The 26,013-nt window shown below is 69.5% G+C and carries 21 protein-coding genes, 3 tRNA genes and 1 pseudogene; 14 read left to right on the forward strand and 11 right to left on the reverse strand.

Annotated elements, in window-relative coordinates; all coding sequences use genetic code 11:
- Complete coding sequence (locus tag QGN31_RS03465) at window positions 1–2,379, reverse strand: lysylphosphatidylglycerol synthase transmembrane domain-containing protein (protein WP_008260980.1); 2,379 nt, start codon at window positions 2,377–2,379, stop codon at window positions 1–3.
- A gap of 145 nt (window positions 2,380–2,524) precedes the next feature.
- Between QGN31_RS03465 and QGN31_RS03470 the strand changes: the two genes are divergently transcribed.
- Both QGN31_RS03470 and QGN31_RS03475 read left to right on the forward strand, forming a co-directional pair.
- On the forward strand, window positions 2,525–3,472 hold the full coding sequence (locus QGN31_RS03470) for a class I SAM-dependent methyltransferase (RefSeq protein WP_008260979.1): 948 nt from the start codon (window positions 2,525–2,527) through the stop codon (window positions 3,470–3,472).
- A gap of 159 nt (window positions 3,473–3,631) precedes the next feature.
- Window positions 3,632–5,017 carry an HNH endonuclease signature motif containing protein gene (locus QGN31_RS03475; protein ID WP_008260978.1) on the forward strand — a complete coding sequence of 462 codons (1,386 nt, stop codon included), beginning with the start codon at window positions 3,632–3,634 and terminating at the stop codon, window positions 5,015–5,017.
- Between the two features lie 75 nt (window positions 5,018–5,092).
- On the opposite strand, the gene QGN31_RS03480 is transcribed toward QGN31_RS03475, so the two are convergent.
- From QGN31_RS03480 to QGN31_RS03500, 5 genes are read right to left on the reverse strand one after another with little or no spacing between them, the layout of a single operon-like run.
- Window positions 5,093–5,848, reverse strand: coding sequence for a TVP38/TMEM64 family protein (locus QGN31_RS03480; RefSeq protein WP_009957870.1), 756 nt, complete (start codon window positions 5,846–5,848; stop codon window positions 5,093–5,095).
- Window positions 5,845–7,566, reverse strand: coding sequence for an exodeoxyribonuclease V subunit alpha (gene recD / locus QGN31_RS03485; protein WP_014942939.1), 1,722 nt, complete (start codon window positions 7,564–7,566; stop codon window positions 5,845–5,847). Before recD ends, QGN31_RS03480 begins: the two co-directional genes overlap by 4 nt.
- On the reverse strand, window positions 7,563–10,865 hold the full coding sequence (recB, locus tag QGN31_RS03490; protein WP_014942938.1) for an exodeoxyribonuclease V subunit beta: 3,303 nt from the start codon (window positions 10,863–10,865) through the stop codon (window positions 7,563–7,565). Before recB ends, recD begins: the two co-directional genes overlap by 4 nt.
- Window positions 10,865–14,167: an exodeoxyribonuclease V subunit gamma gene (gene recC, locus QGN31_RS03495; protein WP_014942937.1), complete on the reverse strand. Its 3,303-nt coding sequence runs from the start codon at window positions 14,165–14,167 to the stop codon at window positions 10,865–10,867. Before recC ends, recB begins: the two co-directional genes overlap by 1 nt.
- 40 nt (window positions 14,168–14,207) lie before the next feature.
- A complete protein-coding gene (locus tag QGN31_RS03500; RefSeq protein ID WP_043955859.1) occupies window positions 14,208–15,074 on the reverse strand; it encodes a cyclopropane mycolic acid synthase family methyltransferase in 867 nt (288 codons plus the stop codon).
- Between the two features lie 157 nt (window positions 15,075–15,231).
- Here QGN31_RS03500 and QGN31_RS03505 point away from each other — a divergent pair, with 157 nt between their 5' ends.
- The 4 genes from QGN31_RS03505 to QGN31_RS03520 are packed head-to-tail and all read left to right on the forward strand — an operon-like array spanning window position 15,232 to window position 18,039.
- Window positions 15,232–15,747 carry a nitroreductase family protein gene (locus tag QGN31_RS03505; RefSeq protein ID WP_008260966.1) on the forward strand — a complete coding sequence of 172 codons (516 nt, stop codon included), beginning with the start codon at window positions 15,232–15,234 and terminating at the stop codon, window positions 15,745–15,747.
- Between the two features lie 48 nt (window positions 15,748–15,795).
- Window positions 15,796–16,545: a class I SAM-dependent methyltransferase gene (locus QGN31_RS03510; protein ID WP_014942935.1), complete on the forward strand. Its 750-nt coding sequence runs from the start codon at window positions 15,796–15,798 to the stop codon at window positions 16,543–16,545.
- A gap of 33 nt (window positions 16,546–16,578) precedes the next feature.
- Entirely contained in the window at window positions 16,579–17,034 is a 456-nt protein-coding gene (gene cynS / locus QGN31_RS03515; RefSeq protein ID WP_442792209.1) for a cyanase, read from the forward strand.
- Complete coding sequence (locus QGN31_RS03520; protein ID WP_014942933.1) at window positions 17,035–18,039, forward strand: patatin-like phospholipase family protein; 1,005 nt, start codon at window positions 17,035–17,037, stop codon at window positions 18,037–18,039.
- A gap of 110 nt (window positions 18,040–18,149) precedes the next feature.
- Here QGN31_RS03520 and QGN31_RS03525 read toward each other — a convergent pair whose 3' ends face one another.
- From QGN31_RS03525 to QGN31_RS03545, 5 genes and pseudogenes are all read right to left on the reverse strand, one after another.
- Entirely contained in the window at window positions 18,150–18,629 is a 480-nt protein-coding gene (locus QGN31_RS03525; RefSeq protein WP_014942932.1) for a hypothetical protein, read from the reverse strand.
- A complete protein-coding gene (locus QGN31_RS03530; RefSeq protein ID WP_014942931.1) occupies window positions 18,626–21,016 on the reverse strand; it encodes a molybdopterin oxidoreductase family protein in 2,391 nt (796 codons plus the stop codon). Before QGN31_RS03530 ends, QGN31_RS03525 begins: the two co-directional genes overlap by 4 nt.
- Window positions 21,017–21,077: 61 nt before the next feature.
- Window positions 21,078–21,773, reverse strand: coding sequence for a crotonase/enoyl-CoA hydratase family protein (locus tag QGN31_RS03535; protein WP_014381151.1), 696 nt, complete (start codon window positions 21,771–21,773; stop codon window positions 21,078–21,080).
- 13 nt (window positions 21,774–21,786) lie between these two features.
- Window positions 21,787–22,628 (reverse strand): annotated as a pseudogene (locus QGN31_RS03540) (hypothetical protein); the annotation flags it as partial.
- 57 nt (window positions 22,629–22,685) lie between these two features.
- Complete coding sequence (locus QGN31_RS03545) at window positions 22,686–23,399, reverse strand: MBL fold metallo-hydrolase (RefSeq protein ID WP_014942929.1); 714 nt, start codon at window positions 23,397–23,399, stop codon at window positions 22,686–22,688.
- 133 nt (window positions 23,400–23,532) lie between these two features.
- Between QGN31_RS03545 and QGN31_RS03550 the strand changes: the two genes are divergently transcribed.
- The 8 genes from QGN31_RS03550 (at window position 23,533) to QGN31_RS03585 (ending at window position 25,935) form a co-directional block, all read left to right on the forward strand.
- Window positions 23,533–23,739, forward strand: a complete 207-nt coding sequence (locus QGN31_RS03550) for a type II toxin-antitoxin system VapB family antitoxin (RefSeq protein WP_009957392.1) — start codon at window positions 23,533–23,535, stop codon at window positions 23,737–23,739.
- A gap of 119 nt (window positions 23,740–23,858) precedes the next feature.
- A tRNA-Thr gene (locus QGN31_RS03555) sits at window positions 23,859–23,931 on the forward strand.
- 53 nt (window positions 23,932–23,984) lie between these two features.
- Window positions 23,985–24,058: transfer RNA gene (locus tag QGN31_RS03560), tRNA-Met, on the forward strand.
- Between the two features lie 45 nt (window positions 24,059–24,103).
- On the forward strand, window positions 24,104–24,271 hold the full coding sequence (gene rpmG, locus QGN31_RS03565) for a 50S ribosomal protein L33 (RefSeq protein ID WP_003898538.1): 168 nt from the start codon (window positions 24,104–24,106) through the stop codon (window positions 24,269–24,271).
- Window positions 24,272–24,346: 75 nt separating this feature from the next.
- Entirely contained in the window at window positions 24,347–24,799 is a 453-nt protein-coding gene (gene hadA / locus QGN31_RS03570; protein ID WP_014383315.1) for a (3R)-hydroxyacyl-ACP dehydratase subunit HadA, read from the forward strand.
- On the forward strand, window positions 24,786–25,214 hold the full coding sequence (gene hadB, locus QGN31_RS03575) for a (3R)-hydroxyacyl-ACP dehydratase subunit HadB (protein WP_009957386.1): 429 nt from the start codon (window positions 24,786–24,788) through the stop codon (window positions 25,212–25,214). Before hadA ends, hadB begins: the two co-directional genes overlap by 14 nt.
- Window positions 25,215–25,217: 3 nt before the next feature.
- Window positions 25,218–25,718 carry a (3R)-hydroxyacyl-ACP dehydratase subunit HadC gene (gene hadC / locus QGN31_RS03580; RefSeq protein ID WP_009957384.1) on the forward strand — a complete coding sequence of 167 codons (501 nt, stop codon included), beginning with the start codon at window positions 25,218–25,220 and terminating at the stop codon, window positions 25,716–25,718.
- 144 nt (window positions 25,719–25,862) lie between these two features.
- Window positions 25,863–25,935: transfer RNA gene (locus QGN31_RS03585), tRNA-Trp, on the forward strand.
- Window positions 25,936–26,013: the final 78 nt, after the last annotated feature.

Consider the following 26,013-nt stretch of genomic DNA (forward strand, 5'->3'; position numbering starts at 1 on the left):
TCAGATCATCTCGTTGGTGGTCAGCCAGCGCATCACCGGCCACCCGACGAACACCGGCAGCCAGCAGGTCAGCATCCGGTACAGCAGCACCGACGGCACACCGATCGCCGCCGGCACCCCGAAGGCGGCCAGGCCACCGATCAGCGCCGCCTCGACGGCACCGACGCCGCCGGGGGTCGGGGCGGCCGAGGCCAGCGTCCCACCGACCATCGTGACGACCGTGACGGCGACGAATGTCGTTCCCCCGCCGAAGGCTTCGATGCTGGCCCACAGCGCGAGCGCCGCGCCGAGGGTGGTGCCCGCGCAGCCCAGCAGGATCAGCGCCAGTCGCCGCGGCTCGCGGGCGAGCTTCACCAGGTCGCCGACCACCTCGTTCAGCTTCGGGCGCACCTCGGTGGACAGCCACCGCCGCAGCGTGGGCACGAACAAGAACGTCCCGATGATGCCCAGCGCCACACCCGCGATCAGGTACAGCAGGGTCGCGCTCGGCACGAAATGGGAGAGATTCATCGAGGCGCCGGCGGCGGCGCTGAACACGACCAGCAGCGCGATATGGGCGATCACCTGCACCGACTGCTGCAGCGCCACCGCCGCGGTCGCCCGCATGGCCGACAGGCCGCTCTTCTGCAGAAACCGCGTCGACAGCGCCAGCCCGCCGACCCCGGCGGGCGTGGTGGTCGCGGCAAAAGTGTTGGCCACCTGGGCGATTGACAGCGTCCAGAAGTTCACCATGCCGTCGGCGCAGGCCCACAGCGCCGCGGCCGCACCGACGTAGGTGAGTGCCGACACCAGCAGGCCCACCAGCGCCCACGACCAGTTCGCCGTCTTCAGCTCCGAGAAGAACGTCGGTGCCGTGCTGATGAAGGGATACGCGACATAGACCAGCGCGCCGAAGAGCACCAGCTGGATCATCTGGCTGCGGGTGAAGCGGGTGATGGTTTGCGGCTTGATCTGATCGGCGCCGGTTTGGCGCTTCACCTCCGCGCGTGCGGCGGAGATGACCGTGCCGGCGTCCGGCACCGACCGCCGAATGAACCGCGGCACAGCGACTTTGGTGAGCCGGCGGGACGCCGACAAAATGGTGTCCGCGCCGAACACCTCGATCGCGGCGCGCACCGCGGACTTCGGGTCATACAGCGCCGACGCCGTCACCAGCAGCTGCGCGATATCCGACTGCAGCTGGGCATCGGTCGCGCCGTACTCGGCGCTGCCGAAGCTGCCGAACAACACCGCGCCGTCGTCGACGGTGATGTGCTGGCTGCGCAGATCGCCGTGGGCGATCTGGCGGTCGTTGAGGATCCGCAGCGCTTCCCACAGCCGGACGACGGGCGTCGTCGCCGCGCAGCGGTCGATGGGCGTGCCCCGAGCGGGCTTGTGCGAGTGCAGCATCCATCCCCGGTCCAACGGGGCGAGGGCGACCGTCGCGGTGTTGGCCAGGCCGGCGTCACCGATGGCGATCGCCATCAACGCGCGATGCTCCACCGCGCGCCGCATCGACGTCACCAGGGGAGCGGTCTCGGTGTCGCGCAGCTTCAGCTTCCCCCACAGCTGGCGCAGCGCACCGCCGCTGCGCTGGTGCGGGCCGTACAGCTCGACCAGCGCGGTCCGGCCGGAATCGTCGTCGCCGTCGGCCGAAAGAATCAGCGGGCCACGCCCGGCCGGCCGGACCACAGTGAGCCGCGAGACGACCAAGCCGGCTTTGGCCATCGCGCGCACCGCGGCGTCCAGCGGCACCTCGAGCGCGGGGGTGCCGACCACCAGCACCACCAGCGCGCCGACCACCCACCCGACCGCCAGCCCCACCAGCGATCGCGCCGGAACGACGGCGCTGATCACCAGGTGGATCGGGACGAAGGCCCACAGCAGCGCCCACCACCAGTGCCGCCAGCGCGCCGGCAGCCAGGGCCCCGACACCGTCAGCACCGCCGCCAGCATCCCGATCCACCGCGGGTCGTCGAGCAGCTGCGCCGGCAGCGTGCTCAGCCGGTCGTGGACGTCGAAGTGCCAGCGGGGCGCCGCCAGGCCGGTGCCGCTGATCGACAAGAGCACGATCGCGCTCAGCCCCGCGGTCGCGTAAGCGCCCAGGAGCTTCCACTGCCCGGCGACGATCAGGCCGATGAGGATCATGAACGGTAGGGCCACGATCGCCAGCCCGTACGCCAGGTACACCACGTCGGATTGGGTGGGCGACAGGACGCCCACGATCTGCGAGACGGATTTCTCCAGCGCGATCCACTGCGGGCGGGTGACCAACGAACCCGTGATCACCAGCGCCAAAAAGAGCGAGGCCAGGACGAGTCGCAGGATGTCGTTGGTCCGTCGGGTCAGTGGCTGCAGCAGGCTGCCGGAAACGGGGATGTCGCGCCCGTCAACTCGCATGTATCAACGATCCTTCGGATTCGCCCCTGCCGATGGGCTCGCCGACAAGTTAACTTCAATACCCGGCTCGGGGACAGCTGCCACTCATCCGCCGCGCGTAGGGTCGGGTACGTAGCCCTGCTAGCGAAGTGGGAAGGACGTGCGCGTGGCCAGGACCGACAACGACAGCTGGGAGATCACCGAGAGCGTGGGGGCGACCGCCCTGGGCGTGGCCGCCGCCCGCGCCGCGGAGACCCGCGGCGAGAACCCGTTGATCAGCGATCCGTTCGCCCAGCTCTTCCTCGACGCCGCCGGTGACGGCGTGTGGAACTGGCATTCGGCGGGGCGACTACCTGACGCTGTCGTCGAAGCCGAACCGACGCTGCCGCTGCAGATGCAATCGATGGTCGGCTACATGGCCTCGCGCACCGCGTTTTTCGACCAGTTCTTCCTCGACGCGACGGCCGCCGGCATCCGGCAGGCGGTGATCTTGGCGGCGGGTCTGGACGCGCGGTCGTGGCGGTTGGCCTGGCCGGCGGGGACGACGGTCTACGAGCTCGACCAGCCCCGGGTGCTGGACTTCAAGGCGTCGACGCTCGCCGAGCACGGCGCGCAGCCCGCCTGTCACCGCGTCCCCGTCGCGGTGGACCTGCGCCAGGATTGGCCGGAAGCGTTGCGGCAGGCGGGTTTTGACGTCAGCGCGCCCAGCGTGTGGTCGGCCGAGGGGTTGATGCCCTATCTGCCGGCCGCGGCGCAGGAGCTGCTGTTCGAACGCATTCAGGGACTCACCGTCCCCGGCAGCCGGGTGGCCGTGGAGGCGCTGGGCCCCAAGTTCCTCGACCCCCAGCTTCGCGCGAGGCGCCGGGAGCGGATGGATCGCATCGCGGCGCTGATGGCCGAGGTCGATCCCGACCGGCAGGTGCCGAGGACCGACGAGCTGTGGTACTTCGAGGAGCGCGAGGACGTCGGCGAGTGGTTCGGCCGTCATGGCTGGGACGTGACGGTGACACCGTCCGACGAGTTGATGGCCGGCTATGGCCGAGCGGCGGCCAAGGAGGTGCGGGACTACGTGCCCGGGAACCTGTTCGTCGCGGCGCAGCGGGCGGCCGGCTAGGGTCCCGAGTCGCCTTCTCTCCTTGGCCAAGCCGTCGCGACGCCTGACGCGGACGCGTTTTCGAATACGGAAAACGCATATCGAAATTCCTTGTGTCACTGTGGTTTCAGTGGTCACAATCCGGGGTTTTTTGTCGGTGTGTGTCGATAGTTTGGCGGTGTGAGTTCCACTGGTCTGCCCGATGTCGACGCGGTGTTCGACGCGCTCGATGCCGAGGTGGACCGCGCGTGTGCGTTGGTGCTCGACGCGTTGACCGTTCAGCAGCAGCTGGCGGTGTTGGAGCGCTGTGAGAGGCTGCGCCGGCGCATCCCGGTCATTGAGCATCCGCTGCTCAATTCGCTGGCCCGCCAAGTCCCGTCCCAGGATCTGGGCGGCGGCTTGTCCCATGCTTTGACGGAATGCACCCTGATCAGCCGTCACGAAGCGTCTCGGCGTATCAAAGAGGCCGCCGATTTAGGTCAGCGCCACGGCCTGACCGGTGAACCGTTGCCGCCGGTGTTGGCGGCCACCGCGGCGGCCCAGCGCGCCGGAGACCTGGGCGCGGGTCAGGTGGCCGTGATCCGCAAGTTCTACTACCAACTACCCGGCTGGGTGAGCGCTGCGGCGCGTGAGTTCGCCGAAGCCCAACTGGCCGGGTTCGGCACCCAGTTCGGCCCCGAACACCTCAAAGAATTGGCCCGCGGGCTCACCGATGCGCTTAACCCCGATGGCACGTTCACCGACGAGGACCGGGCCCGCAGCCGCGGGGTGACCCTGGGCAACCAACAAGCCGACGGCATGTCGGAGTTGCGGGGCCTGATCACCCCCGAGCTGCGGGCCACCCTCGAAGCCGTGGAGGCCAAACTCGGTGCCCCGGGGATGTGCAACCCGCTCGATGACATTCCGTGTGTGGAGGGCACGCCTAGCCAGGCCGCCATCGACCGTGATACCCGTTCGGCTGCTCAGCGCGGCCACGATGCCCTGCTGGCCGGGCTGCGTGGGCTGTTGGCCTCTGGGGAGTTGGGTCAGCACAACGGGTTACCGGCCTCCATCATCGTCACCACCACCCTGGCCGAGTTGGAGGCCGCCGCCGGGCGAGCCCTGACCGGCGGGGGCACCATCCTGCCGATGAGTGAGGTGATCCGCCTGGCCCGCCACGCGCATCACTACTTGGCGATTTTCGATAAGGGCAAGGCCCTGGCGCTCTATCACACCAAGCGGCTGGCCTCCCCGGGGCAGCGAATCGTGTTGTACGCCAAGGACCGCGGCTGCACCGCCCCGGGATGCACCGTGTCGGGCTATTACTGCGAAGTCCACCACGTCACCGACTACAGCAAGTGTCACAGCACCGACATCAACCAGCTGACCTTCGCCTGCGGCCCGCATCACCGCATGCTGGACCCCGGCGGCTGGACCACCCGAAAGAACACCCGCGGCGAGACCGAATGGAAACCACCACCCCACCTCGAGCGCGGCCAACCCCCCACCAACACCTACCACCACCCCGAAAAACTCCTCCACCACGAAAGCAACGACGACGAAGCCGACAATCCAGGGGCGGCATAACGGGGTTCGCGATCGCCACTAGATCCGATCGCCGCTAGGTCAGATCGCGCCGACCCGCTTCGCCCGGCTGGTTGGCTAGCGGGCTTCGGAACCCGGCTCTGGCGAACCGGTGTCCGCGTCACGGCCGGCGTGAGTGCGCCATCTCCGGTACCCGCGGTGGGCGGCGAACGCGCCGACGATGGCGCTCACGCACCACACCGCGATCGCCGCGTAGGCCAGCGGCGACGACCGGTTGCCGATCGAGGCGCCCAGTGCGGTGTAGACGAAGGCCCGCGGAACCGAACCGATGAACGCGCCAGCGGCCATCTGCCACAACGGAACTCCGAACGCCCCGAACGCGTACGAGGCCAGCGCGTCCGAGATGCCGGGAACGAAGCGCTGCCCGACCACCGCCCACAGCCCCCGGCGCCCGATCAGGGCGTCGAAGCGGTCGGCGCGCTGCGCGCCCAGCAGCGCCCGGGCGCTGTCGCGGCCCGCCCGCCGGCCGACGAAACTCGCCACGATCGCGGTGCCCACCGTCGCGCCCAGCGTCACGAACACGCCCAGTAGCGGACCGAACAACAATCCGCTGCCCGCGGCCAGAATCGAGCCCGGCACGAACAGCGCCCCGGCCACCGCCGAGACCACGACGTAGGTCAGCGGGGCCGCCGGCCCGGTGGCCGACACCACCCGCCGGATCTCCTCGATGTCGATGACGTGCGCGACGGCCACCAGATAGAACGCCACGGCCAGAAAGGCCGCGAACACGGCGAGCCGCACGACCGGGCCCCGCCGCGAGACGGGTTGGGACGCCGGGGCGGGACCGTCGCCCTCGCCCCCGCCGTCCGTCACGTTGCGGCGGCGTCGGCCCGCAGCCGTTGCCGCAATCCGGTGGCCCGCATCGCCCGGCGCTCGATCGCCGCGCGCACCGAGGCCTCGGGCCCCACCACCCGCACCCTGGTCTGCGCCCGGGTCACGGCCGTGTAGAACAGTTCCCGCGTCAGCAGTCGCGAATCCTCCGGCGGTATCAGCACGGTCACCTCGTCGGCCTGGCTGCCCTGACTCTTGTGGATGGTCATGGCGTGCATCGTCTCCACCTCGCCGAGACGGCTGGTCGCGAAGTCTAGCGGCCCGCTGGCACCGGCGATGACCGCCCGCAGGCCCTCCGCGCCGGCCACCGCCACACCGGTGTCGCCGTTGTAGAGCCGCAGGCCGTAGTCGTTGGCGGTCACCAGCAGCGGGCGCCCGGCGTACCACTGCGACCATGCCGGCTGCCCCGTCGCCTCGGCAATCCACTTCTGCACCAACGTGTTCCAGTGTGTCGCCCCATACGGGCCCTCGCGGTGCGCGCACAGCAGCCGGTGTTCGTCCAGCGTGGCCAGCGCCTCGTCGGCCGCGCCCAGGAGCGCGGCCGACCGCAGCCGCAGCGCGTGCGCGACGAGCACCTCGCGCAGCCGATCGGCCGGGCGCTGTGCATCCACCCACTCGACGTGCTCGCCCCCGGCCGCCAGCAGCTCCACCACCCGGTCCGCGTCGCCGACCCGAATCGCCTCGGCCAGCGCGCCGATCGACGTGCCGTATCGGTGCGGCGTGCGCAGGGCGGCCACCCGCACGTCGCCGCGGGCGGACAGCCCGTCCACCAGGTCGGCCAGCACGGCGCCCGCCTCCACCGAGGCCAACTGGTCCGGGTCGCCGACCAGAATCAACCGGGAGTCCGGGCGGACCGCTTCGGCCAGCCGGGCCATCATCGTCAACGACACCATCGACGTCTCGTCCACCACGATGACGTCGTGCGGCAGCCGGTTGGCGCGATTGTGCTTGAACCGCACCGACGTATCCGGCCGGGGACCCAGCAGCCGGTGCAGCGTGGTCCCGGACAGGCCGGCCAGCCGCGCCCGGTCGGCCGCGCCGAGCCGTCGGGCCCCCGCGGCCACCGCCTCGGCCAGCCGCGCCGCCGCCTTGCCGGTCGGTGCGGCCAGCGCGATCCGCGGCGGCGGCATCCCGGCCCGCTCGGCATGCTCGAGGAGCAGGGCGAGCAGCCGCGCGATCGTGGTGGTCTTGCCGGTGCCGGGGCCACCGGTCAGCACGGTCACCGCGTGCGACACCGCGATTTCGGCGGCGGCCCGCTGCTCCTCGTACCCGGGCTCGAAAAGCCGTTCGTAACTGGACGATTCGATGCCGACCGGCGGCGCCGACAGGGCCAGCAGGTCGGTGCACACCTGCTCCTCCTCGAGCCAGTACCGGTCGAAGTACAGCAGATCGCCGAAAAACCGCAGCACCGGCGGCGGCCCGAGCAACGCGCTGGCGCGCACCGCCGCCAGCCAGTCGTCGGCGCCGGGCCACGGCAGGTCGGCGTCGCCGAGCAGCCCGGGCGCCGCGCGGAGATCGACGCAGACCGAACCGCCCCGCAGCGCGCGCACCACCAGCGCGACCGCCAGGGCGACCCGTTCGTCGGACTCGCCGGTGAGCGCGGTAAGCCGTTGCGCCACATGCACGTCCGCCGCCTCGAAGACGCCGGCATCGCTGAACGTGCGCAGCAATCCGGTCGCGAACATCACGTCTGCCGTCATGCGGGCACCGTCCGGGCGTCGAGCAGGTCCGACAGGGCCGTGATCAACGACGGCGGTGGCCGCCAACTGAAGACGCCGCACGGGTGCCCGTCGCGCACCGGGGTGTCCGCGCCGCACATGCCGCGCACGAACAGGTAGAGCACACCGCCGAGGTGCCTGTCCGGGTCGTAATCGCGTATCCGCCACCGCAGGAACCGGTGCAGCACCGCGCAGTACAGCAACGCCTGCAGCGGATAGTCCGAGTGCAGCATCGCCTCCGCCATTTGCGGCCGGTCGTAGTCGGCGGCCGTCAGCGGCCGCTCGGGATCCCCGAGCCGGTTGGTCTTGTAGTCCACCACCACGAAGCGGTGCCCCGCGCCGTTGGGAATCCGGAGCACGGCGTCGATCGAGCCGGTGAGGTACCCGCGCAACGACTGGTCACCGAGCGCCCGGTCCGTCAGCCGGTCGGCATACGACACCAGCGGATCGTCGTGCGGCAGGTGCTCGCGCAGCAGCGGCGCCAGGTCCGCCAGGCGGGCCTCCGGCCCCACCGACGGCCGATCGCCGCCAGCCAGCGGAAGCTCGAAGTCCAGTTCCCGCAACCGATCCGAGAGCCCGATGCGGCGCAGCGTCAACCCACCCGCCAGCGGTCCCAGCGGGGTGTCGTGCATCGGCACCATCGCCGCGGCCAGCTCCTCGGGGGTCGCGGCGACCGGCCACCACGCCGAATGCTCCCGGATGTGCTCCTCGAGCTCGGCGGTCAGATCCGCGGCGAACGGGTCGGCCGTCTCCAGCACGGCGTGGACCAGGGAGCCGAACGTCGCGCCCGCCGGAAGGTCCGCCATCGGCGAGGGCACGTCCGGCCCGGCGGCCGGGGAGGACAACGGGATATCGCCGACCTCGTCGTCGAGCCCGGCGACGTCGGGCTCGCTGCCGACCCCGCTGGCCTGGGCCACCCGGATCAGTCCCGAATAGGAGGTGCGCCGCCACGTGGTGTCGATGGCGCGGTGGAAGTGGCGGCTGTCCAGGTGCCGGGGCACCGGCGCGGGCGGCAGCGACGGCGCGGGCGCCACCACCGAGTCCTCGATGACCGGCCCGCCCGCGGCCTCCCATTCGCGCAACCGGGCCAGTGCGTCATCGTCGGAGACCTTCGCGGGTTCGCATCGGTCCGGAACGACCGGGTCGCCGGGCCGGCGCCCGCGTAGCAGCCGCGACAGGCCGCCGTTGGGCTCGAAGTACGCCGGTGACCACCACGCCACCACCTGTGCCTGCGCCCGGGTCAACGCGACGTAGGTCAGCCTGCTGTCGTCGCTGGCATCCTCTTTACGGCCCAGCCGCTCAACGGTTTTGAAGTCGGGGCTGTCCTTGCCGCCGACGTGCAGGCAACGCGTGCCGTCCTCGTCGTGGAACAGCACCACGTCGCTGTCCTGGGTGTTGCGGTTGAACGCGAACGGCAGGTACACGATCGGATATTGCAGGCCCTTGCTGACGAAGACGGTCATGATCTGCACGGCGGCGGCGTCGCTGTCGAGCCGGCGGTTGCGTTCGGGGGCGCCGCCACGCTCGTCGCGTTGCCGGCGCAGCCAGTCGCGCAGCGCCGGCAGTCCGTAATGCTCGCGGTGGGCGACCTCCTGCAGCAGCTGGGTGACGTGCGCCAGGTCGGTCATGTGCCGCTCGCCGCCCCGCCAGCCGAGCACGCGATCGCGCATACCCAGCAGCTGGGCGGCCTCGAAGATGGCCGCGACGCCGCGTTCCCTGGCGTGACCGGCCCACTCCCGCAGCGTTTTCGCGATCCGGTCCGTCAGGGCGTCGCCGCCGGCCGCCAGCGTTTGGGCCGTCTCGCCGAAGAACATCGTCGCCGCGGCGGCGCGGACCATGCCGGGCCGGTGCGGTTGGTCGAAGGCCTCCAGCAGGCACAACCAGTCCTCGGCGGCCTCGGAGGTGAACACGTCGGTGTTGCCGGTGTAGACCGCGGGAACGCCGGCGTCGCACAGGGCCTTGAAGCAGGCGTGCGCGTCCCGGTGCCGTTCCACGATGACCGCGATGTCGCGGGCCTGCAGGGGCTCGCCGTCGAACGTGGCGCCGGCGGCGAGCAGGGCGCGGATGTCGGCGGCGAGGTCGGCGCCGATGTGCTCGCGCAGTTCGTCGATGGGCAGGTTTTGAATGCCGCGGCGTCCCAGTGTTTTTCGCGACACGACGCGCAACCGGAACGGGTCGTTGCGGGGCGCGCCGGCGAGCCGGTGGCCGCGGTGATGCGCGCCGACATCGTTCACCACGATCGCGGGGTCACCGAGCTGGGCGCCGCGCAGCACCACCTGCAGCCGCGCCACGAGCGCGGAATCGCTGCGCCAGTTGATGTCCAGCGTCTTGCGCTCACCCGCCGTCTGGGCCGCCCGCAGGTAGGTCACGATGTCGCCCCCGCGAAACGCATAGATCGCCTGTTTGGGGTCGCCGATCAGGATCACCGTGGAGCGCCCGCTGAACGCGCGGTCGATGACCTGCCATTGCACCGGGTCGGTGTCCTGGAACTCGTCGACCATGACGATCGGCCAACGCTGGTGCATCCGCAGCCGGGCGGGGGAGCCGTCGGTGGCCAGCGCGTCGGCCAGTCGGGTCAGCAGGTCGTCGTAGCCGAGGACTCCCAGCCGGCGCTTGCGCGTATCAAGCTCGGCCAGAACGTCATTGGCGAACCGGAGGCAGACGGCGGCCCGCGAATCGGGGTCCGGGTCGCGCGGCCGCAGCTGGGTCGACGGGTTGTTGACCACCTCGCGGGCCAGCCGCAGCGCCTCGGAGTAGTGCAGCGCCGGGTCGTCGCGCTCCTGCCCGAAGTGCGCCAGGTAGAGGTCGTCGACGATCTCGGTCACCAGGTCGTCGAGGCTGTCGAGCAGGGTCACGCTGGCGGCGGTGTCGCCGGCCACGCCGAGCGAGCGCAGCACCAGCTGGCAGAACTGGTGGGTGGTGGCGATGGTCGCCGCGTCGAAGCCGGCCAGCGCGTCGCGGAGACGCTGTCGGCGCGCCGCGCGCTGATCGTCCGTGCCGTCCAGCAGGTACGCCACCAGCTGGTTGTCGCCGACCGTCGACGGGTCGGCGAAAGCCCTTACCGCGTCGACGATTTGGCAGCGGACACGTTCCCGCAGTTCCTGGCTGGCGGCGCGGCCGAACGTGATGAGCAGCATCTGATCGAGGCTCGCCGCGCCGTCGGCGAGATACCGCGTCACCAGGCCCGCCAACGCGAACGTCTTGCCGGTGCCCGCGCTGGCCTCCAGCACGGTGGTTGAGCGCTCGGCCGGCAACGGGCCCAACAGGTCGAAGCGCTGCATCAGATGAGCTTCCGCTCGGCGCGCAGCATCGGCAGCCACAGCCGGGCCGCATACGCGCCGAGCCGGTTGTCCTCGCCGTCGCACTCCTCGCCCGGCCGCACCGGCTGCATCAGATCGTCCAACGGCGCGCCGCGCCCCCACGCCCGCACGTGCGCCGGCGCCTGGTCCTCACCCGGGAAGCGGTCGCTGGTCTTCCACCGGCGCCGCGCCTCGGCCGCCGGGTCGTCGCCGCCGTGCCGGGCCGCCGCCCACGCGTAGGACGTCTTGATGGGCAACGGAATCGGTTCCCGCCGTCCCGCGTCGTAGATCGTCACCAGCTCGCGCAGCACCTCGACGGGATCGCCGTCCGGTGGCCCCAGCCCCTCGACCCGGATGCTTCTGCCGCGGCGCATCCGGCCGATGCACACCGCCGACCAGTCGCGGCCGGGGTCGTGAGCGGCCAACGCCAGCAACGGAATCCACGATTCGAGCAGGTGCTTGCCGTCCAGCCTCGAATAGGTCACCGAGACCAGCGCGTCGTCATAGACCGGCGACACCGTGCCGGTGAGCCGGCGACCGGCGCCCAGGTCGACGTCGACGTCATAGGCGGCGGCCGATCGGTGGTCTTGCCGATGCCGCAGCGCCTCGAGCGCCAGCGCGGCGGCCTGGTCGCGGATCTCGGTGACCTTGCGCCAGCCCAGCTGACCGGGGGGCAGTGTGCCGCGGCGCCATTCGGCTTGCCGCGCGTCATCGGGGCTCATCCCGCGCAGGATGTCACCCAGCATCCGGTCGCCGACGGTCCACTCCTCGAGGCCGTTGATGTCGACCGGCATGGCGTCTTGGACGCCGTCGACGTCGTAGGGCAGCGTGAATTCCAGGGCGCGGAAGAAGCCTTTCACCGGGTCTTTGAAGAAGCCGACGAGGTCGGCGAGGTTGACGTCGTCGGCCGGCGGGGGCGGCAGCGGCGCCGCAACGAATTTGGGTTGTTCGGTGTGTTCGCCGCTGGCCGCGCGCGCCGCGCGCAGCACCGTGGGGTCGAAACTGAACGGCACCTTCGGTACCAGTTCGCCGGGGATGACGTTGCGAATGTCGAACGGCTGCAACGGATGCTCGATCACGATGCGGTGGCGCACCTTCGTCGGCGTCGTCACATCGAGGGCGTCCAGCAATTCGGCCAGCGGCACGGCGGGTGGGCGCGGCTGCCCCGAATATTCGTTGGCGCCGGTGTAGGTGATCACCAGTTTCTCGGTGGCGGCGCCGATCGCGTCGAGCAGCAATTGCCGGTCCTCCGAACGGATGTCGCGTTCCCCGGTCATCGGGTGGCGGGCCAGCGCGTCGTCCCCGTCGACGACACCGAGACGCGGGAACAGCCCGTCGTCCAGGCCGACCAGGCACACCACCCGGTGGGGGACCGAGCGCATCGGGACCATGGTGCACACCGTCAGCGTGCCGGTGCGGAAGTTGGCCCGCGTCGGGCGCCCGGCGAGGTGCCGGGTCAGCAGTGCGCGGATGTCGGGCAGTCGCAGCACCGTGTCGCCCCGTGACCCGGCCTGCGCCAGGACCGCGGCGAACTCCCGTTGCACCTGACCGGTCTGCCACTCCTCGGACTCGTGCACCCGGGCCAACGAGGCGATGGCGTCGGCGAGGGTGGCCAGCCACTCGGTCAATGTCCTTGTGCCGGTGAGGGAGTCGACCACGTGGTGCAGCCGGGCGACGAATTCGGCGAACTGGCCGGCCAACGGGACCCGGTTGCTGCTCACGTCGTCGAGCGGCAGCGTCGCGTCGATCCATGCGTTCGAATCGTCGGACATCGCGACGCCGGCCAATATCCGGTCGATGCCGAAACGCCAGGTGTTGTGCACGAAGTCGACGTGGTAGGGCCGCCGGTGCTCCTGGTCCAATCCCCACCGGATGTTGGCCTGCCGCACCCAGCGGGTGATGGCCTCCAGATCGTCGTCGGTGAACCCGAACCGGGCGCGCACCGGGGCGGCCTGTGCCAGGTTGAGCACCTCGGTGGCCGTCACCCTGCCGCCGGCGAGCCCCAGCAATTGGGAGGCCACAGCCAACAGCGAATTGGTCTGGACCAGTGAGCGATCCGCCAGGCGCACCCGTAGCTGGTGGGCGGGATGCGCGCCGTGCACCACGTCGCCGAGTCCGAAGTCGGCCACGATCAGCGGCGCATAGGTTTCGATGTCCGGGCACATCACCAGGATGTCGCGCGGTTCGAGCGTCGGGTCGTCGGCCAGCAGGCCGAGCAGCACCTCGCGCAGCACATCGACCTGGCGGGCCGGGCCGTGGCAGTTGTGGATCTGGACCGACCGGTCGTCGTCGGCCAGCGCGCGCCCCTGCGGCCGCACGGCGTTGGCGGCGATGTCGGACTGCACCCAGCCGAGCAGCGTGTCCGGGCGCGCCTCGCCGGGCAGGTATTCGTCGGTCTGCGCGTCCGCCGGCAGGCCGCGCTGTAGCTCGCGCAGGTCCCGCCCCAGGGTGGCGAGCAGCGGGTGGCCCACGGCGCGGTGGCTGGTGTCCTCGCGGCGGGGGATCGCCCCGCGCGTGCCGGCCAGCGCGCGCCACAGCCGGTCGCTGGGGTGCGGCAGCCACAGGTGCAGCTCGTGGTGGATGGCCAGGGCGGCCAGCAGCTCGGAGTCGGTGCGCGACAACCGGGTGTGCCCGAACAGCGACAGCCGCGCGGGCAGGTCACTGGGCGCCTCGGACAGCCGCGCGAGGGTCTTGGCGTGGCGAATGTGCGGGGGATCGGCCGCGACCCGCGACACCAGCGCCCGCCACAGCTCCGGCTGCCAACGCAGGTCCTCGTCGAGATCGCCCGGGTCGCCGCCCAGCCAGTCGATCAGCAGTTGCGGGCGCTGCCGTGCGTAGGAGGCGAACAGCCCGGCCAACCGGCGCGCCACCTCATACCGCCGCCCCCGGCGCAGCTCAGCCTCCGCGCCGGTGTGGAAGTGACCGACATGGGTCGCCAGCGGGCGGCACCACGGTTCGTCCAGCGAGTGGTCGATCGCCTCCAGGAGGGGCCACGCCATGGCCTCCGGCGACCACGGATCGTCGTCGGCGGTGCCGGCGATCTCGGCGATCAGCGAGCCGGGGCTGCGGAACGAAACCCCGGCGCACACCCCGCCGGAAACCCCGCCGCCGCGGGCCCGACCGAGCACGTGCGACAGCCGCTGGCTCAGCCAGCGCTCCACCCCGCGCGCCGGGACCACGACGAGCTCGGGGGCGAACGGGTCGGCCGGGGGATCGGCCAGCAGAGCGCCGAGCCCGTCGGCCAACAGATCGGTGCGCTCGGCGCGGTGCAGATGAAGCGGCATTGCGCTGTCACGATAAACCCCGGCGCCCGGGGCGGGGTGCCTACTTCGCCAGGGTGAACTGGTTGACGTCGATGTAGCCGGCCCGGAACGCGTCGGCGCAGCCGGTCAGGTAGCGCATGTAGCGCTGATACACCTCTTCGGACTGGATCGCGACGGCCTCGCTGTGGTGGGCCTCCAAGGCCTCGGCCCAGTGGTCGAGGGTCCGGGCGTAGTGCAGCTGCAGCGACTGCCGGCGTTTGAGGTTGAAACCCATCTTGGACGCGTGGAACTCGACGATCTCGATGGCCGGCAACTGCCCGCCCGGGAAGATCTCCGTGGCGATGAATTCGTTGAAGATGGTCTGCTCCTCGGTCATCGGCAGGCCCCGCTCGACGATCTGCTGCGGGGTCAGCATGGTGATCGTGTGCAGCAGCATCACCCCGTCGTCGGGCAGGATGCGGTGCGCCATCGCGAAGAAATCGTCATAGCGGTCGTACCCGAAGTGTTCGAAGGCGCCGATGGAGACGATCCGGTCCACCGGCTCGTCGAACTCCTCCCAGCCGTGCAGCAGCACCCGCCGGCTGCGTTCGGTGTCCATCGAGTCGAAGAGCTTCTGCACGTGGGCGGCCTGGTGCGCCGACAGGGTCAATCCGATGACGTTGACGTCGTACTTCTCGATCGCGCGGCGCGCCGTGGCGCCCCAGCCGCAGCCCACGTCCAGCAGCGTCATCCCCGGCCGCAGACCCAGCTTGCCCAGCGAGAGGTCGATCTTGCGCAGCTGGGCCTCTTCCAGCGTGATATCTCGGCCGCGGTCCCAGTACGCGCAGCTGTAGGTCATGGTGGGGTCGAGGAACAACCGGAAGAAGTCGTCCGAGAGGTCGTAGTGGGCTTGGACCTCTTCGAAGTGCGGCGTCAGGTGTTCTGCCACGGCGGCCACCCGCCTTTCTGACTTGGGGCATTCAGTTGTTCACGAGCCGCCCGCCCGGGTGGTTCACCACGTCACCACGACTTTCCCGATTTCGTCGTACGCAAACTTGGGCGGGCTTCGTCGATACTTGGGGAACAGCCGCGAGGGAGGGAATCTGATGGATGCTTGGGACGCGATCTGCGCGCGGCGCAATGTGCGCGAGTATCAGCCGCGGGCGATCTCCGACGAGGACCTCGACCGGATCGCCGAAGCCGGCTGGCGTGCGCCGTCGGCCAAAAACCGTCAGCCCTGGGACTTCGTCATCGTCACCGACCGCGCCCAGCTGCAGGAGTTGTCCACGGTCTGGCGGGGCGCCGGCCACATCGCCGCGGCGCCGGCCGCGATCGCGATCGTGGCGCCGGTGCCGCCCGACGAGCGCCGGGTGGTCACCGACAACTACGACATCGGCCAGGCCACCATGGCGATGATGATCGCGGCCACCGACCTGGGAATCGGGACCGGCCACTCGTCGGTCGGGGATCAGGAGAAGGCGCGCGCCATCCTGGGTGTTCCCGACGATCACCTGGTGGCTTTCCTGCTCGGGGTGGGCTATCCCGCCGATCGCCCGCTGCGCCCGATCCGCACACCGAATCGCCGGCCGTTTTCCGAGGTGGTGCATCACGGCCGGTGGTGAGACGCGTGAAAAACCTTCGGCGACTTGCTGAGTCGTAAGCTGTGGGGCATGCATGACCACCAGGGCGATTACGGAGTCGACGGTTCGTTTCACAAGTTCTCGGCGCGAACCCAGGCGCTGGGCGTCGGCGCTCAAGTTGTCGCCCTGGCCAGCTGGGCCGCGATCAGCTGGGCGCGCGGCAAGCGGCTCCGGGCGGGGCTGGCGGCGGTGTCGAGCGCCGGCATCGCCGGCAACACGCTCCTGTACATGTACGCGACGCGGTCCGGGAAATTCGTTGTGTGGGACCGGGTTCTGCGCGATCTGCGGCTCGCCGGCGACGAGACGGTGCTCGACCTCGGGTGCGGGCGCGGCGCGGTGCTGCTGGCCGCGGCCAAGCGGTTGCCGCGGGGCCGCGCGATCGGTGTCGACCTGTGGCAGGCCGACCAGACGGACAACTCGCGGCAGGCCACGCTGGCCAACGCGGTCGCCGAAGGCGTCGCCGACCGCATCGAGGTGCGCACCGCCGACATGACCGCGCTGCCGCTGGCCGACGAGAGCGTCGACGTGATCGTGAGCAACCTGGCCATCCACAACATCGACGGCCACGCCGGCCGGCGGCGGGCGCTCGACGAAGCCGTGCGGGTGCTGCGGCCGGGCGGCCGGCTCGCGATCGCGGACCTCTGGGAGACGCGTCAGCACGCCGAGCGGCTGCGCGAACTGGGCTGGCGCAATGTGCGGCGGCGCAACCTCGGCTGGCGGATGTGGTACGGCGGCCCGTGGTTCTCCACGCGGCTGGTCACCGCGACCAAACCGGGCTGAGGCGCGATCGGGCCGGCGTGCATGCTGGGACCCATGACGAGAACCGAACTCACCGAACAGATCGTCGTCGCGCGCCTGGCGAAGGGGCTGACGTGGCAACAGCTGGCCGACGCCATCGACAGGCCGGTGGTGTGGACGACGGCGGCGTTGCTCGGGCAGCACCCGATTCCGGTCGAGCAAGCAAAGACCCTGGCCGAGCTGCTCGGCCTCGACGAGTCGGTGGTGCCCGTGCTGGCGGCGGCGCCCATGCGGGGCGGCCTGCCCACCGCCGTACCGACCGACCCGACCGTCTACCGCTTCTACGAGGCCCTGCAGGTCTACGGCGGAGCGCTCAAGGAGCTGATCGCCGAACAGTTCGGCGACGGGATCATGAGCGCGATCAACTTCAGTGTCGACATCCAGAAGAGGCCGCACCCGTCCGGTGACCGCGTCGTGGTCACGTTCGACGGGAAATTCCTTCCCTATCAATGGGTTTCGTCGGAGCGGTAGATGGAATCTTCCGCACACCAGCCGAAGCCCGTCGATCTGGTGCTCTCCGGCGGGGGCGTCAAGTTCATCGGGCTGGTGGGCGCCATCGTCGCGCTGATGGATGCCGGGTATTCGATCAAGCGGGTGTCGGGGGTCTCGGCCGGTTCGGTGGTCGCGGCGATCCTGGCGGCCGGATCCACCGATGGGCAGCTGACCGGCGCGCAGGTCAAGGAGCTCGCGTTCTCGGTCCCCCTGCGTAAGTGGCGCGACGCCGGACCCGTGCCCTACCTGGGTGCGGCCTGGGGGCTGGTCACCGATTCCAGCATGTACCGCGGCGACGTGGCCTACGACTGGATCCGCGGCGAGTTGAAGAACTTCGGGGTCACCCGCTTCGGCGATCTGCACCTCGACGACGACCGCCTGCTCGAGGGGCGGCGCGACAAGCTGGTGGTCACCGTCGCCGACCTGACCGCGGCGCAGCTGGTGCGGTTCCCGTGGGACTTTCGGCGGCTCTACGGCCTGGACCCCGACGAGCAGCCGGTGGCCGACGCGGTGCGCGCCTCGATGGCGATCCCGTTCTTCTATCGCCCGGTCAAGCTGACGGGCGCCGACGGCTCGACGTCCACCCTGGTCGACGGCGGCGTGCTGTCGAATTTCCCGATCGACACCTTCGACCGCCCCGACGGCAGGGCCCCGCGCTGGCCCACGTTCGGGATCACGGTGCTGCCGAGGCTCACCGAGGGCATCGGCGCGGTGATGCCCGCCCTGAAACCGTTGCGCTTCTTCGAACAGACGGCGTTGCTGGAAAGCCTGGTCACCACCATGCTGGCCGGCCACGACCAGACCCATCTCAGCCGGCCGTGGGTGGCGGCCCGCGCCATCGCGGTCGAGTCGACCGATGTCGGCGTGCTCGACTTCGACATCCCCAGGGGCCGCCTCGAAGAGCTGTACGAGAGCGGCTATGCGGCGGCGCAGGCGTTCCTGTCGACGTGGGATTGGCCGGCTTATCTGGACCGGTTCCGGTAAGCCGTCGCCCCGCCGGGTGAAGTGACGGCTCGTCGCGCACGTGCCAGACTGGCGGCGAGGAGGCGAGAGGAACGCGGTGGCCGCCGATGGCGGGCACCGCGTTCGCCGTTTCAGTTCATCAACACTTGCGGCGAAAGCTCTTTGAGCATCGCGTTGGCCCAGCGCATCTGGCGCAGCGTCTCGGGATGACAGCGCGAGGCCAGGCTCAGCAGTTCGGAATCCTTGGCGGCCTGCGCCCCCTGGGCCAGCAGCTCCCAGTCCAGCGACACCCCCGCGGACAGGCGGTGAATCCGGCGTAGGTCGGCGAGCAGCATCAGCCCCGGCTCCGGCCGGTGCCGCAGCAGGCCGCTGAGCCGCGATTGCAGGAAACCGGTGACCGCGCCGGTGCGGGGATCGGTGGACAGGTGCAGGCCGTAGTGGCGGCCGTGCCGCGCCAGCTCGGCGAGGTGATGGCGTGACCAGCCGGCCAGGTCCTGCGCCAGGTGGCAGACGTCCTGGTCGCTGTGGTGTCGCGCGGCGACCACGTTGAGTTCGTGGGCCAGCTTGCGTTCGGAGCGGTGCAGTTCGCGCAGCGCCATTTTGAGCTTCACGCTTGACCCCCCAAGGCTTCGGCAACCGCCGCGGGCGGGGCGGCGGCGGCGCCGTTCCCGCCGGCTCGCCGCATCCGGCTTTTGCGCAGCCGGGCGGCGGCCGTCTTGAAGATCGGCTGCTTGGACACCGGGTCCCAATCGGTCAGCGTGAGTTCGTTGCCGGCCCGGTGATGCCCATTGGTCCCGGCATCCCAATAGCCGTAGTGGAAGGGCACGAACAACACGCCGTCGCGGATGCCGCAGACCCGCGCCGCGCACCTGATGCAGCCCCGCGGCGTGCTCACCTCGACCAGGTCGCCGTCGGCGATGCCCAACCGGCGCGCGTCGCCGGCCGAGACCTCGACCCACACCTCGGGGGCGGCCCGCTGAAGTTGCTGTGCCCGCGCGGTTTTCGTGCGGGTATGGAAGTGGTAGACGGTGCGTCCGGTTATCAACGCGAACGGGAAATCCGGGCTGGTCCGCTCATGGGGAGGAACGTATTGGGCCGCCTTGATGATCGCCCTGCCGTAGGGGTTCATCGAGCGGTACTCGTCGGGCTGCAGCGGGGCGCCGGTGATCATGTCTTTGCCGTAGGCCTCACAGTAGTCGAGTTCCGCCCAGAACTTCGCGTCGGCGTAGAGACGCTCGGTGCCGTCGGGATGTTCTGTGTTGCAAGGCCATTGGATGCCGCTGCCGCCGCGCAGCTTCGCATAGCTCAGACCGGTGTAGTCGCACGGCCGCCCCGCGCTGCATTTCTTCCACGCCTCGAACGCCGACTCGGCATCGGTCCAGGGTGGGAAGGGTTGGCCGTCCTTGTCGCGGAAGTCCATCCGGCGCGCGTAGTCCAGGAAGATGTCGAGGTCCGGGCGCGCGGAACCCGGTGGATCCACTGCCTTTTCGGACAGGTGCACCGTGCGGTCGGCGTTGGTGAAGGTGCCGGTCTTCTCGGCCCACGCCGCGGCGGGCAACACGACGTCGGCCAGCGCGGCGGTTTCGGTCAGGAAGATGTCCTGGACGACGAGGAACAGCCGCTCCTGGGAGAAGATGTCGCGGATGCGGGCCAGCTCCGGCAGCGACACCAGGGGATTGGTGGCGGTGACCCACAACATCCGCAGCGTCCCCTCCTCGGCGAAGCGGAACATCTGCATGGCGTGCGTCGGCGGGGCGTAGTGCGGAATCTGCAGGGGCTCGAGGTTCCACAACGCGGCCAGCTCGGCGACGTGAGAGTCGTTGGACCAGTTGCGGAAACCGGCCAGGTCCCCGTCGGCGCCGCATTCGCGGGTGTTCTCGGCCGTCGGCTGCCCGTTCATCTGCAGCACCCCGCAGCCGGGCTTACCCAGCATGCCGCGCACCAGGTGAATGTTGTTGACCTGCACGGCCGCCGCGGTGGCCTGGTGCGACTGGTAGAAGCCCTGCAGCACGGTGGACAGCAGCCGCTTAGCGGTGCTGAGCAGCCGCGCGGCGCGCCGGATGTCCTCGGCCGGCACGCCGCAGATGTCGGCGACCCGCTCGGGTCCGAACTCTTCGACCCGGCCGCGCAGCTCGTCGAAACCGACCGTGTGCGAGTCGATGTAGTCCCGGTCGATCCAGCCGTTGCCGATGATCTCGTGCAGCAGCCCGTTCATCAACGCGACGTTGGTGCCCGGCACCGGCGCCAGGTGAACGGTGGCGTGCCGGGCGACCGGCGTCAGCCGGGGGTCGACGCAGACGATCGCCGGCGGCGAGGCCCCGGCCAGCCGGTCCAGCATCCGCGCCCACAGCACCGTCTGCGTCTCGGCGACGTTGTGCCCGAACAACGCGATGACATCGGCGTGGTCGACGTCGGTGTAGGACCCCGGCTGCCCGTCGCAGCCGAACGATTCCTTCAGCGCCTCGGCCGCCGTCGCGGTGCACAGCCGGGTGTTGCCGTCGACGTGGTTGGTGCCGATCGCGCCGTGCGCGATGGCGCCCTGCGTGTAGTAGGCCTCCAGGAACAACTGTCCGGACGTGTAGAAGCCGATCGAGCTGGGGCCGTAGCCGTCGAGCAGCTGCTTGCTGCGGTCGACTATCCGCTGCATGGCGGTGTCCCAGTCGCACGGCTTCAGCTCGCCGCGCTCCCTGATCATCGGGGTGGTGAGCCGGTCGGCGGAGGCGTTGGCCTGCCAGCCGAACAGGTCCTTGGGGTCGAGGCGCCCGTGGTTGACGCGGTCGACGGCGCGCCCGCGCACGCCCACGATCCGGCCGTCCTTGACGGCGATGTCCAGACCGTCGCCGTTGGAGTGCAGCACCGCCGCCGATTGCACCCAGCGGTCCACCGACTCGGCGGTGATGCCGTCGGCGAGGTAGGTGTCGACCCGGTCCGGCCATGGGGTGCCGGGTTCGTACGGGGTGCGCGCCCCCCAGGGATCCGCGATGCGATCTGTGGCCACAGGCGTGGACTTCCCCGGCAGCGGGCCCCGAAACCACTTCAGCCAGGGGCAAATCAGCGGGCTAGAGCCCGAATTCGGCCTCGATCCCGTCGATGCCGGCGCGGATGGCGGCCAGGGCGTCGGCCCGGGCGCGCAGCTTGGTGGCGGCATGCGCGCGCTGATTGAGGCCGGCGAATTCGGCGGCGGCTTCCTCGGCGCGGTCCAGCACCATCTCGGGCAGCACGATCTCGTCGATAAAGCCTGCGGCAAGGGCGGTTTCGCCGAAGAACGTCTTGGCCAGCCCCGCGGCCTGCTGGTACCCCGACGGCGTCAGTCGCAGCTTCATGATCTCCAGCGCGGCATACGGGATGACCATGCCGATCGCGACCTCGTTGGCCTGGATGTTGTAGGCGTGCGCCGCCACCCGGTGATCGCCCGACGACAACAGGAACGCCCCCATCGCGATCGCATGGCCGGTGCACGCCATCACCACCGGCTTCGGAAACGACAGGAGCCGGTAGGCCAGCTCGAACCCGCCGCGCAGCATGTCGATCGCGGGCTGCACCTCGCCGGAGGTGAGGATCTTCAGGTCGAAGCCGCCGCTGAACACCCGCTCGTTGCCGGTGATCACCAGCGCCCCGGCGTTGTCCCGCTCGGCCTGGTCGATCGCGTCGCCCAGAGCCCGCTGCATGGTCGGGCCCAGCGCGTTGACCTTGCCATCGTCCATCCTGATGACGGCGAGGGAGTCCTTGGTGCTGTAGTGGACCGGGGCGGTCATGGGTGTTCCTGCTCCTTGCCGTCAGGCGGACTGGTTGTGGTGTTTGCCCAGATCGTCTTCGGCGTTACTCCAGCGCAGGCTCACATCGGTGGGTTCGTCGAGTTGGCGGGTGCGCCAGCGGTCTTGGGTCTCCCGAACCGCGGCGTTGATCCGTTCGATCTCGCTGCGGAAAACCTCGGGCCGGGTCTCCTTGCTGGCGTAGTGGAAATAGGTCAGCAGGCCGCGCAGCAGCTCCAGCTTTTCCTTTTCCCGCTTCGCCAGGTCGTGGGTGGTCATCAACTCGATGCGCTGCACGGGTGGCAGGGCGTCCCAGTCCAGGACGACGTCGGTGTGCAGGGGGGAACGCTCGCGCTGCCAGAATCGCCACCCGCGTGGCTGGTCGGGGCGGTCGTAATAGCTGACGGTCCCGGTGAAACGCGACTCGATGCCGCTGCCGATCTCGGCGCGGTCGAGGGCGGAGTCCCACACCAGGCGCCATTCCTGGCCGGGCGCCAGCACCGGCAGCTCCCGGGGCAGGCGCAGTTCGACGACGTCGGCGTAGCCGTCGGTGGCGCTTTCGTATTCGGCCACGGTCGGCGGATTGTCGAACGAGAACTGAATGTCATAGGCCGCGGTCTGGCCGAAGTTGCGGACCACGAGTTCGATCACGTGCCAGTCGGCGGAATGCGGCTCCATGAACACCCCGACGTGCGGGCGGGTCTGCTCGGCGGCGGCGCGGCGGTTGCGGGCGATCTGGCTGTTGGTGAAGACCAGTGTGACGACGGCGAGGGCGATCGCCGCCCACGCTGCCCACGCTATCCAGGTGCTGGACCCGACGTGCGTGACCCCATGCCAGCTGTCCTGGATCCAACCCATGGAATCCACCCTCCGCTTATATCACAGGGCCGGACGCCGAAGGGGCCCATCGAGGGATCACCCACCCATCAGCATTCGCCATTGGTCAAGGTCCGCGGCCCGATACACATAGTTGGACCGCTTGACGTCCGACAGCGAGGCACTGGGCTGCGCCGAATACCAATGCCCCGGAAACACCGTCGGGTCGCCGGGCAGGGTCGCGAGCCGCTGCAGGCTGCGGTACATCTCGTCGGAGTCGCCGCCGGGGAAGTCGGTGCGCCCGCAGCCCTCCAGGAACAACGTGTCACCGGCAACGAGGTGGCCGTCGAGCAGAAAACACTGGCTGCCCGGGGTGTGACCGGGGGTGTGCAGCAACTCGATCTCGATGTCGCCGATGCTGACCTTGTCGTGGTTCTCGTGCGCGGTCAGGTCGCCGACCCCGATCCCGGTGACTCGCGAAACCCACAGCGCCTCATGGGTATTGACGTGCACCGGCACCGGCGCCCGTTCCAGCAGTTCGGCCAGGCCGGCCAGCGAGAAGCCCATCATCGATCCGCCCACGTGGTCGGGGTGGTGGTGCGTCACCAGCACCCCGGACAGGTGCATGCCGTCGGCCTCGAGGGTGTCGAGGAGATCACCGGCGGCATACGCGGGGTCGACGACCACGCAGTCCCCGGTTTGCCGGTCGCCGATCAGGTACGCGAAGTTGCGCATCTGCGTCGCGAACATGTCGCCGGCGGCGAAGTCGCGGCCGGCGAGCAGTTGACGGAAGTAGAGCCGGTCATCTGACACGTGACCAGACTAGGACCCGGATCGCGGGGCCCGGCGGGTAGTCCGCCACCGCTTTGTTCGCGCCGCCCGGCGGCGGGGCGACACCCCTTCGGAGCACCGGGTTGGGCCCGTTGCCAGTGGGTATTGTTGGCGCATGAGGAAGAAGGTCGAAATCGAGGTCGACCTCGATTTGGTCGACGAGGCGATCCAGCGCTTCCGTGTCGCCGACGCGCGTGAGGCCGTCAATCTCGCGTTGCGCACCCTGCTTCGTGAGGGAGCTTCCGACGAAGAGGAAGACGAGTACGACGAATTCAGCGACCTCAACGCGTGGCGGCCTCGCCGTTCCCGCGAGACCGGGTGAGCCGGGCATTTCGGGTGACCACCGCGGTCCGCTGTCCATCGGTACTCGTGGTTTGGTGCCGCTGCGAGCCGGGTTGTACCCTCTTTTAGGCCCGCGCGACTGATCGCTTCGGGTGAACGGCCCCCTTAGCTCAGTCGGTAGAGCGTTTCCATGGTAAGGAAAAGGTCAACGGTTCGATTCCGTTAGGGGGCTCGGCGGACGCCGAGCAGGCGTGGCGGCCCCGACCCCAAAACGGGGTGGCCAGAGGCGATGTAGCTCAGTCGGTTAGAGCGAACGACTCATAATCGTTAGGTCGCCGGTTCGAGTCCGGCCATCGCTACAACAGAACAGCACAGATCTTTTCAAGAATCGAGAGAGAACCGTCATGGCGTCCAGTACCGACGTACGGCCGAAGATCACCTTGGCATGCGAGGTGTGCAAGCACCGCAACTACATCACCAAGAAAAACCGCCGGAACGACCCGGACCGACTGGAGCTGAAGAAGTTCTGCCCCAACTGCGGTAAGCACCAGGCGCATCGAGAGACACGCTAGCGGCGCCCCGCCAGCGTTTACTCCGATTGACTAGGTAGTTTAAGAACCGTGCCGTTAACCGAGAGCATCGTCGGGATGCACTACCGCTACCCCGATCATTACGAGGTAGAGCGGGAGAAGATCCGCGAGTACGCGGTCGCCGTCAAACACGACGACCCGGCGTATTTCGAGGAGAAGGCGGCCGCCGACCTCGGCTACTCGGGGCTGCCGGCCCCCCTGACCTTCGTCTGCGTGTTCGGCTACACGGCGCAGACGGCCTTCTTCAAGCACGCCAACGTCGCCGTCCAGGACGCCCAGATCGTGCAGGTCGACCAGGTGCTGAAGTTCTTCGCGCCGCTGGTCGCCGGGGACAAGCTCTACTGCGACGTCTACGTGGACTCGGTGCGGGTGTCGCACGGCACCCAGATCATCGTCACCAAGAACGTCATCACCAACGAGGCGGGTGACGTCGTGCAAGAGACCTATACGACCCTGGCGGGCCGTGCCGGCGAGGATGGAGAAGAGGGATTTTCTGATGCCACTGCGTGAGTTCAGCTCCGTGAAGGTGGGTGACCAGCTTCCGGAGAAGACCTACCCGTTGACCCGACAGGATCTGGTGAATTACGCGGGCGTCTCCGGCGACTTGAACCCGATCCACTGGGACGACGAGATGGCCAAGGTCGTCGGCCTCGAGACCGCGATCGCGCACGGCATGCTGACCATGGGCATCGGCGGCGGCTACGTCACCGCGTGGATCGGTGACCCCGGCGCGGTGACCGAGTACAACGTGCGGTTCACCGCCGTGGTGCCGGTGCCCAACGACGGCAAGGGCGCCGAGCTGGTCTTCAACGGCCGTGTCAAGTCCGCCGATCCCGAGACCAAGTCCGTGACCATCGCGCTCACCGCCACCACCGGCGGCAAGAAGATCTTCGGTAGGGCCATCGCGTCCGCGACCCTGGCATAGCGCATGGCGCTCAAGACAGACATCAGGGGGATGATCTGGCGCTACCCGGACTACTTCGTCGTCGGCCGTGAACAACTGCGCCAGTTCGCGCTGTCCATCAAGAACCGCCACCCGGCCCACTTCGAGGAGGACGCCGCCGCCGAACTCGGCCACGACGCGATCATCGCGCCGCTGACCTTCGGGACCATCTTCGCCAAACTGGTCCAGCTGGATTTCTTCCGGCACGTCGACATCGGCATGGAGACGCTGGTGATCGTCCAGGTCGACCAGCGGTTCGTGTTCTCCAAGCCGATCAAGGCCGGCGACAAGCTGTGGGCCCGGATGGACATCGTCTCGGTGGACGAGCGTTTCGGCGCCGACATCGTCGTCACCAAGAACATCTGCACCGACGAGAACGACGAGGTGGTCCTAGAGGCCTACACCACGCTGATGGGCCAGTACGCCGACAACTCCGCGAACCTGCGTTGGGACTCGGAGTCCGGCCAGGTCGTCAGAACGGCGTAATTAGTATCTGACTCCCGCGTCGATGTACACTCGGACCTCGGGGTTTTCCCAGCATCAGCGCGCTTTCCGTGAGTCGAGCAATCGGAAGGCGCGCGTGTCATGTAAGCCCCGGTAGGTAAGCGCAGGTTGGCCTGCCAACCGCGAAGGGGCGTAGCTCAACTGGCAGAGCAGCGGTCTCCAAAACCGCAGGTTGCAGGTTCAAGTCCTGTCGCCCCTGCTGAAGACGGACGGAGCCGGACCATGGGCATGAGCATGTGCCATGGTGGACACTGGAAGGTGCGCCGCCACCGATGGG

The sequence above is a fragment of the Mycobacterium sp. 2-64 genome (assembly GCF_035918375.1).
GTDB classification, from domain to species: Bacteria; Actinomycetota; Actinomycetes; order Mycobacteriales; family Mycobacteriaceae; genus Mycobacterium; species Mycobacterium intracellulare.

What these genes read in the sequence shown, in the direction of transcription:
- QGN31_RS03505 (WP_008260966.1), top strand. Translation starts at nt 15,232, where the DNA reads ATGGATGCTTGGGACGCGATCTGCGCGCGGCGCAATGTGCGCGAGTAT.
- rpmG (WP_003898538.1), top strand. Translation starts at nt 24,104, where the DNA reads ATGGCGTCCAGTACCGACGTACGGCCGAAGATCACCTTGGCATGCGAG.
- hadA (WP_014383315.1), top strand. Translation starts at nt 24,347, where the DNA reads ATGCACTACCGCTACCCCGATCATTACGAGGTAGAGCGGGAGAAGATC.
- recB (WP_014942938.1), bottom strand. Translation starts at nt 10,865, where the DNA reads ATGCAGCGCTTCGACCTGTTGGGCCCGTTGCCGGCCGAGCGCTCAACC.
- cynS (WP_442792209.1), top strand. Translation starts at nt 16,579, where the DNA reads ATGACGAGAACCGAACTCACCGAACAGATCGTCGTCGCGCGCCTGGCG.
- recC (WP_014942937.1), bottom strand. Translation starts at nt 14,167, where the DNA reads ATGCCGCTTCATCTGCACCGCGCCGAGCGCACCGATCTGTTGGCCGAC.
- recD (WP_014942939.1), bottom strand. Translation starts at nt 7,566, where the DNA reads ATGACGGCAGACGTGATGTTCGCGACCGGATTGCTGCGCACGTTCAGC.
- hadC (WP_009957384.1), top strand. Translation starts at nt 25,218, where the DNA reads ATGGCGCTCAAGACAGACATCAGGGGGATGATCTGGCGCTACCCGGAC.
- QGN31_RS03510 (WP_014942935.1), top strand. Translation starts at nt 15,796, where the DNA reads ATGCATGACCACCAGGGCGATTACGGAGTCGACGGTTCGTTTCACAAG.
- hadB (WP_009957386.1), top strand. Translation starts at nt 24,786, where the DNA reads ATGCCACTGCGTGAGTTCAGCTCCGTGAAGGTGGGTGACCAGCTTCCG.
- QGN31_RS03520 (WP_014942933.1), top strand. Translation starts at nt 17,035, where the DNA reads ATGGAATCTTCCGCACACCAGCCGAAGCCCGTCGATCTGGTGCTCTCC.
- QGN31_RS03465 (WP_008260980.1), bottom strand. Translation starts at nt 2,379, where the DNA reads ATGCGAGTTGACGGGCGCGACATCCCCGTTTCCGGCAGCCTGCTGCAG.
- QGN31_RS03550 (WP_009957392.1), top strand. Translation starts at nt 23,533, where the DNA reads ATGAGGAAGAAGGTCGAAATCGAGGTCGACCTCGATTTGGTCGACGAG.
- QGN31_RS03535 (WP_014381151.1), bottom strand. Translation starts at nt 21,773, where the DNA reads ATGACCGCCCCGGTCCACTACAGCACCAAGGACTCCCTCGCCGTCATC.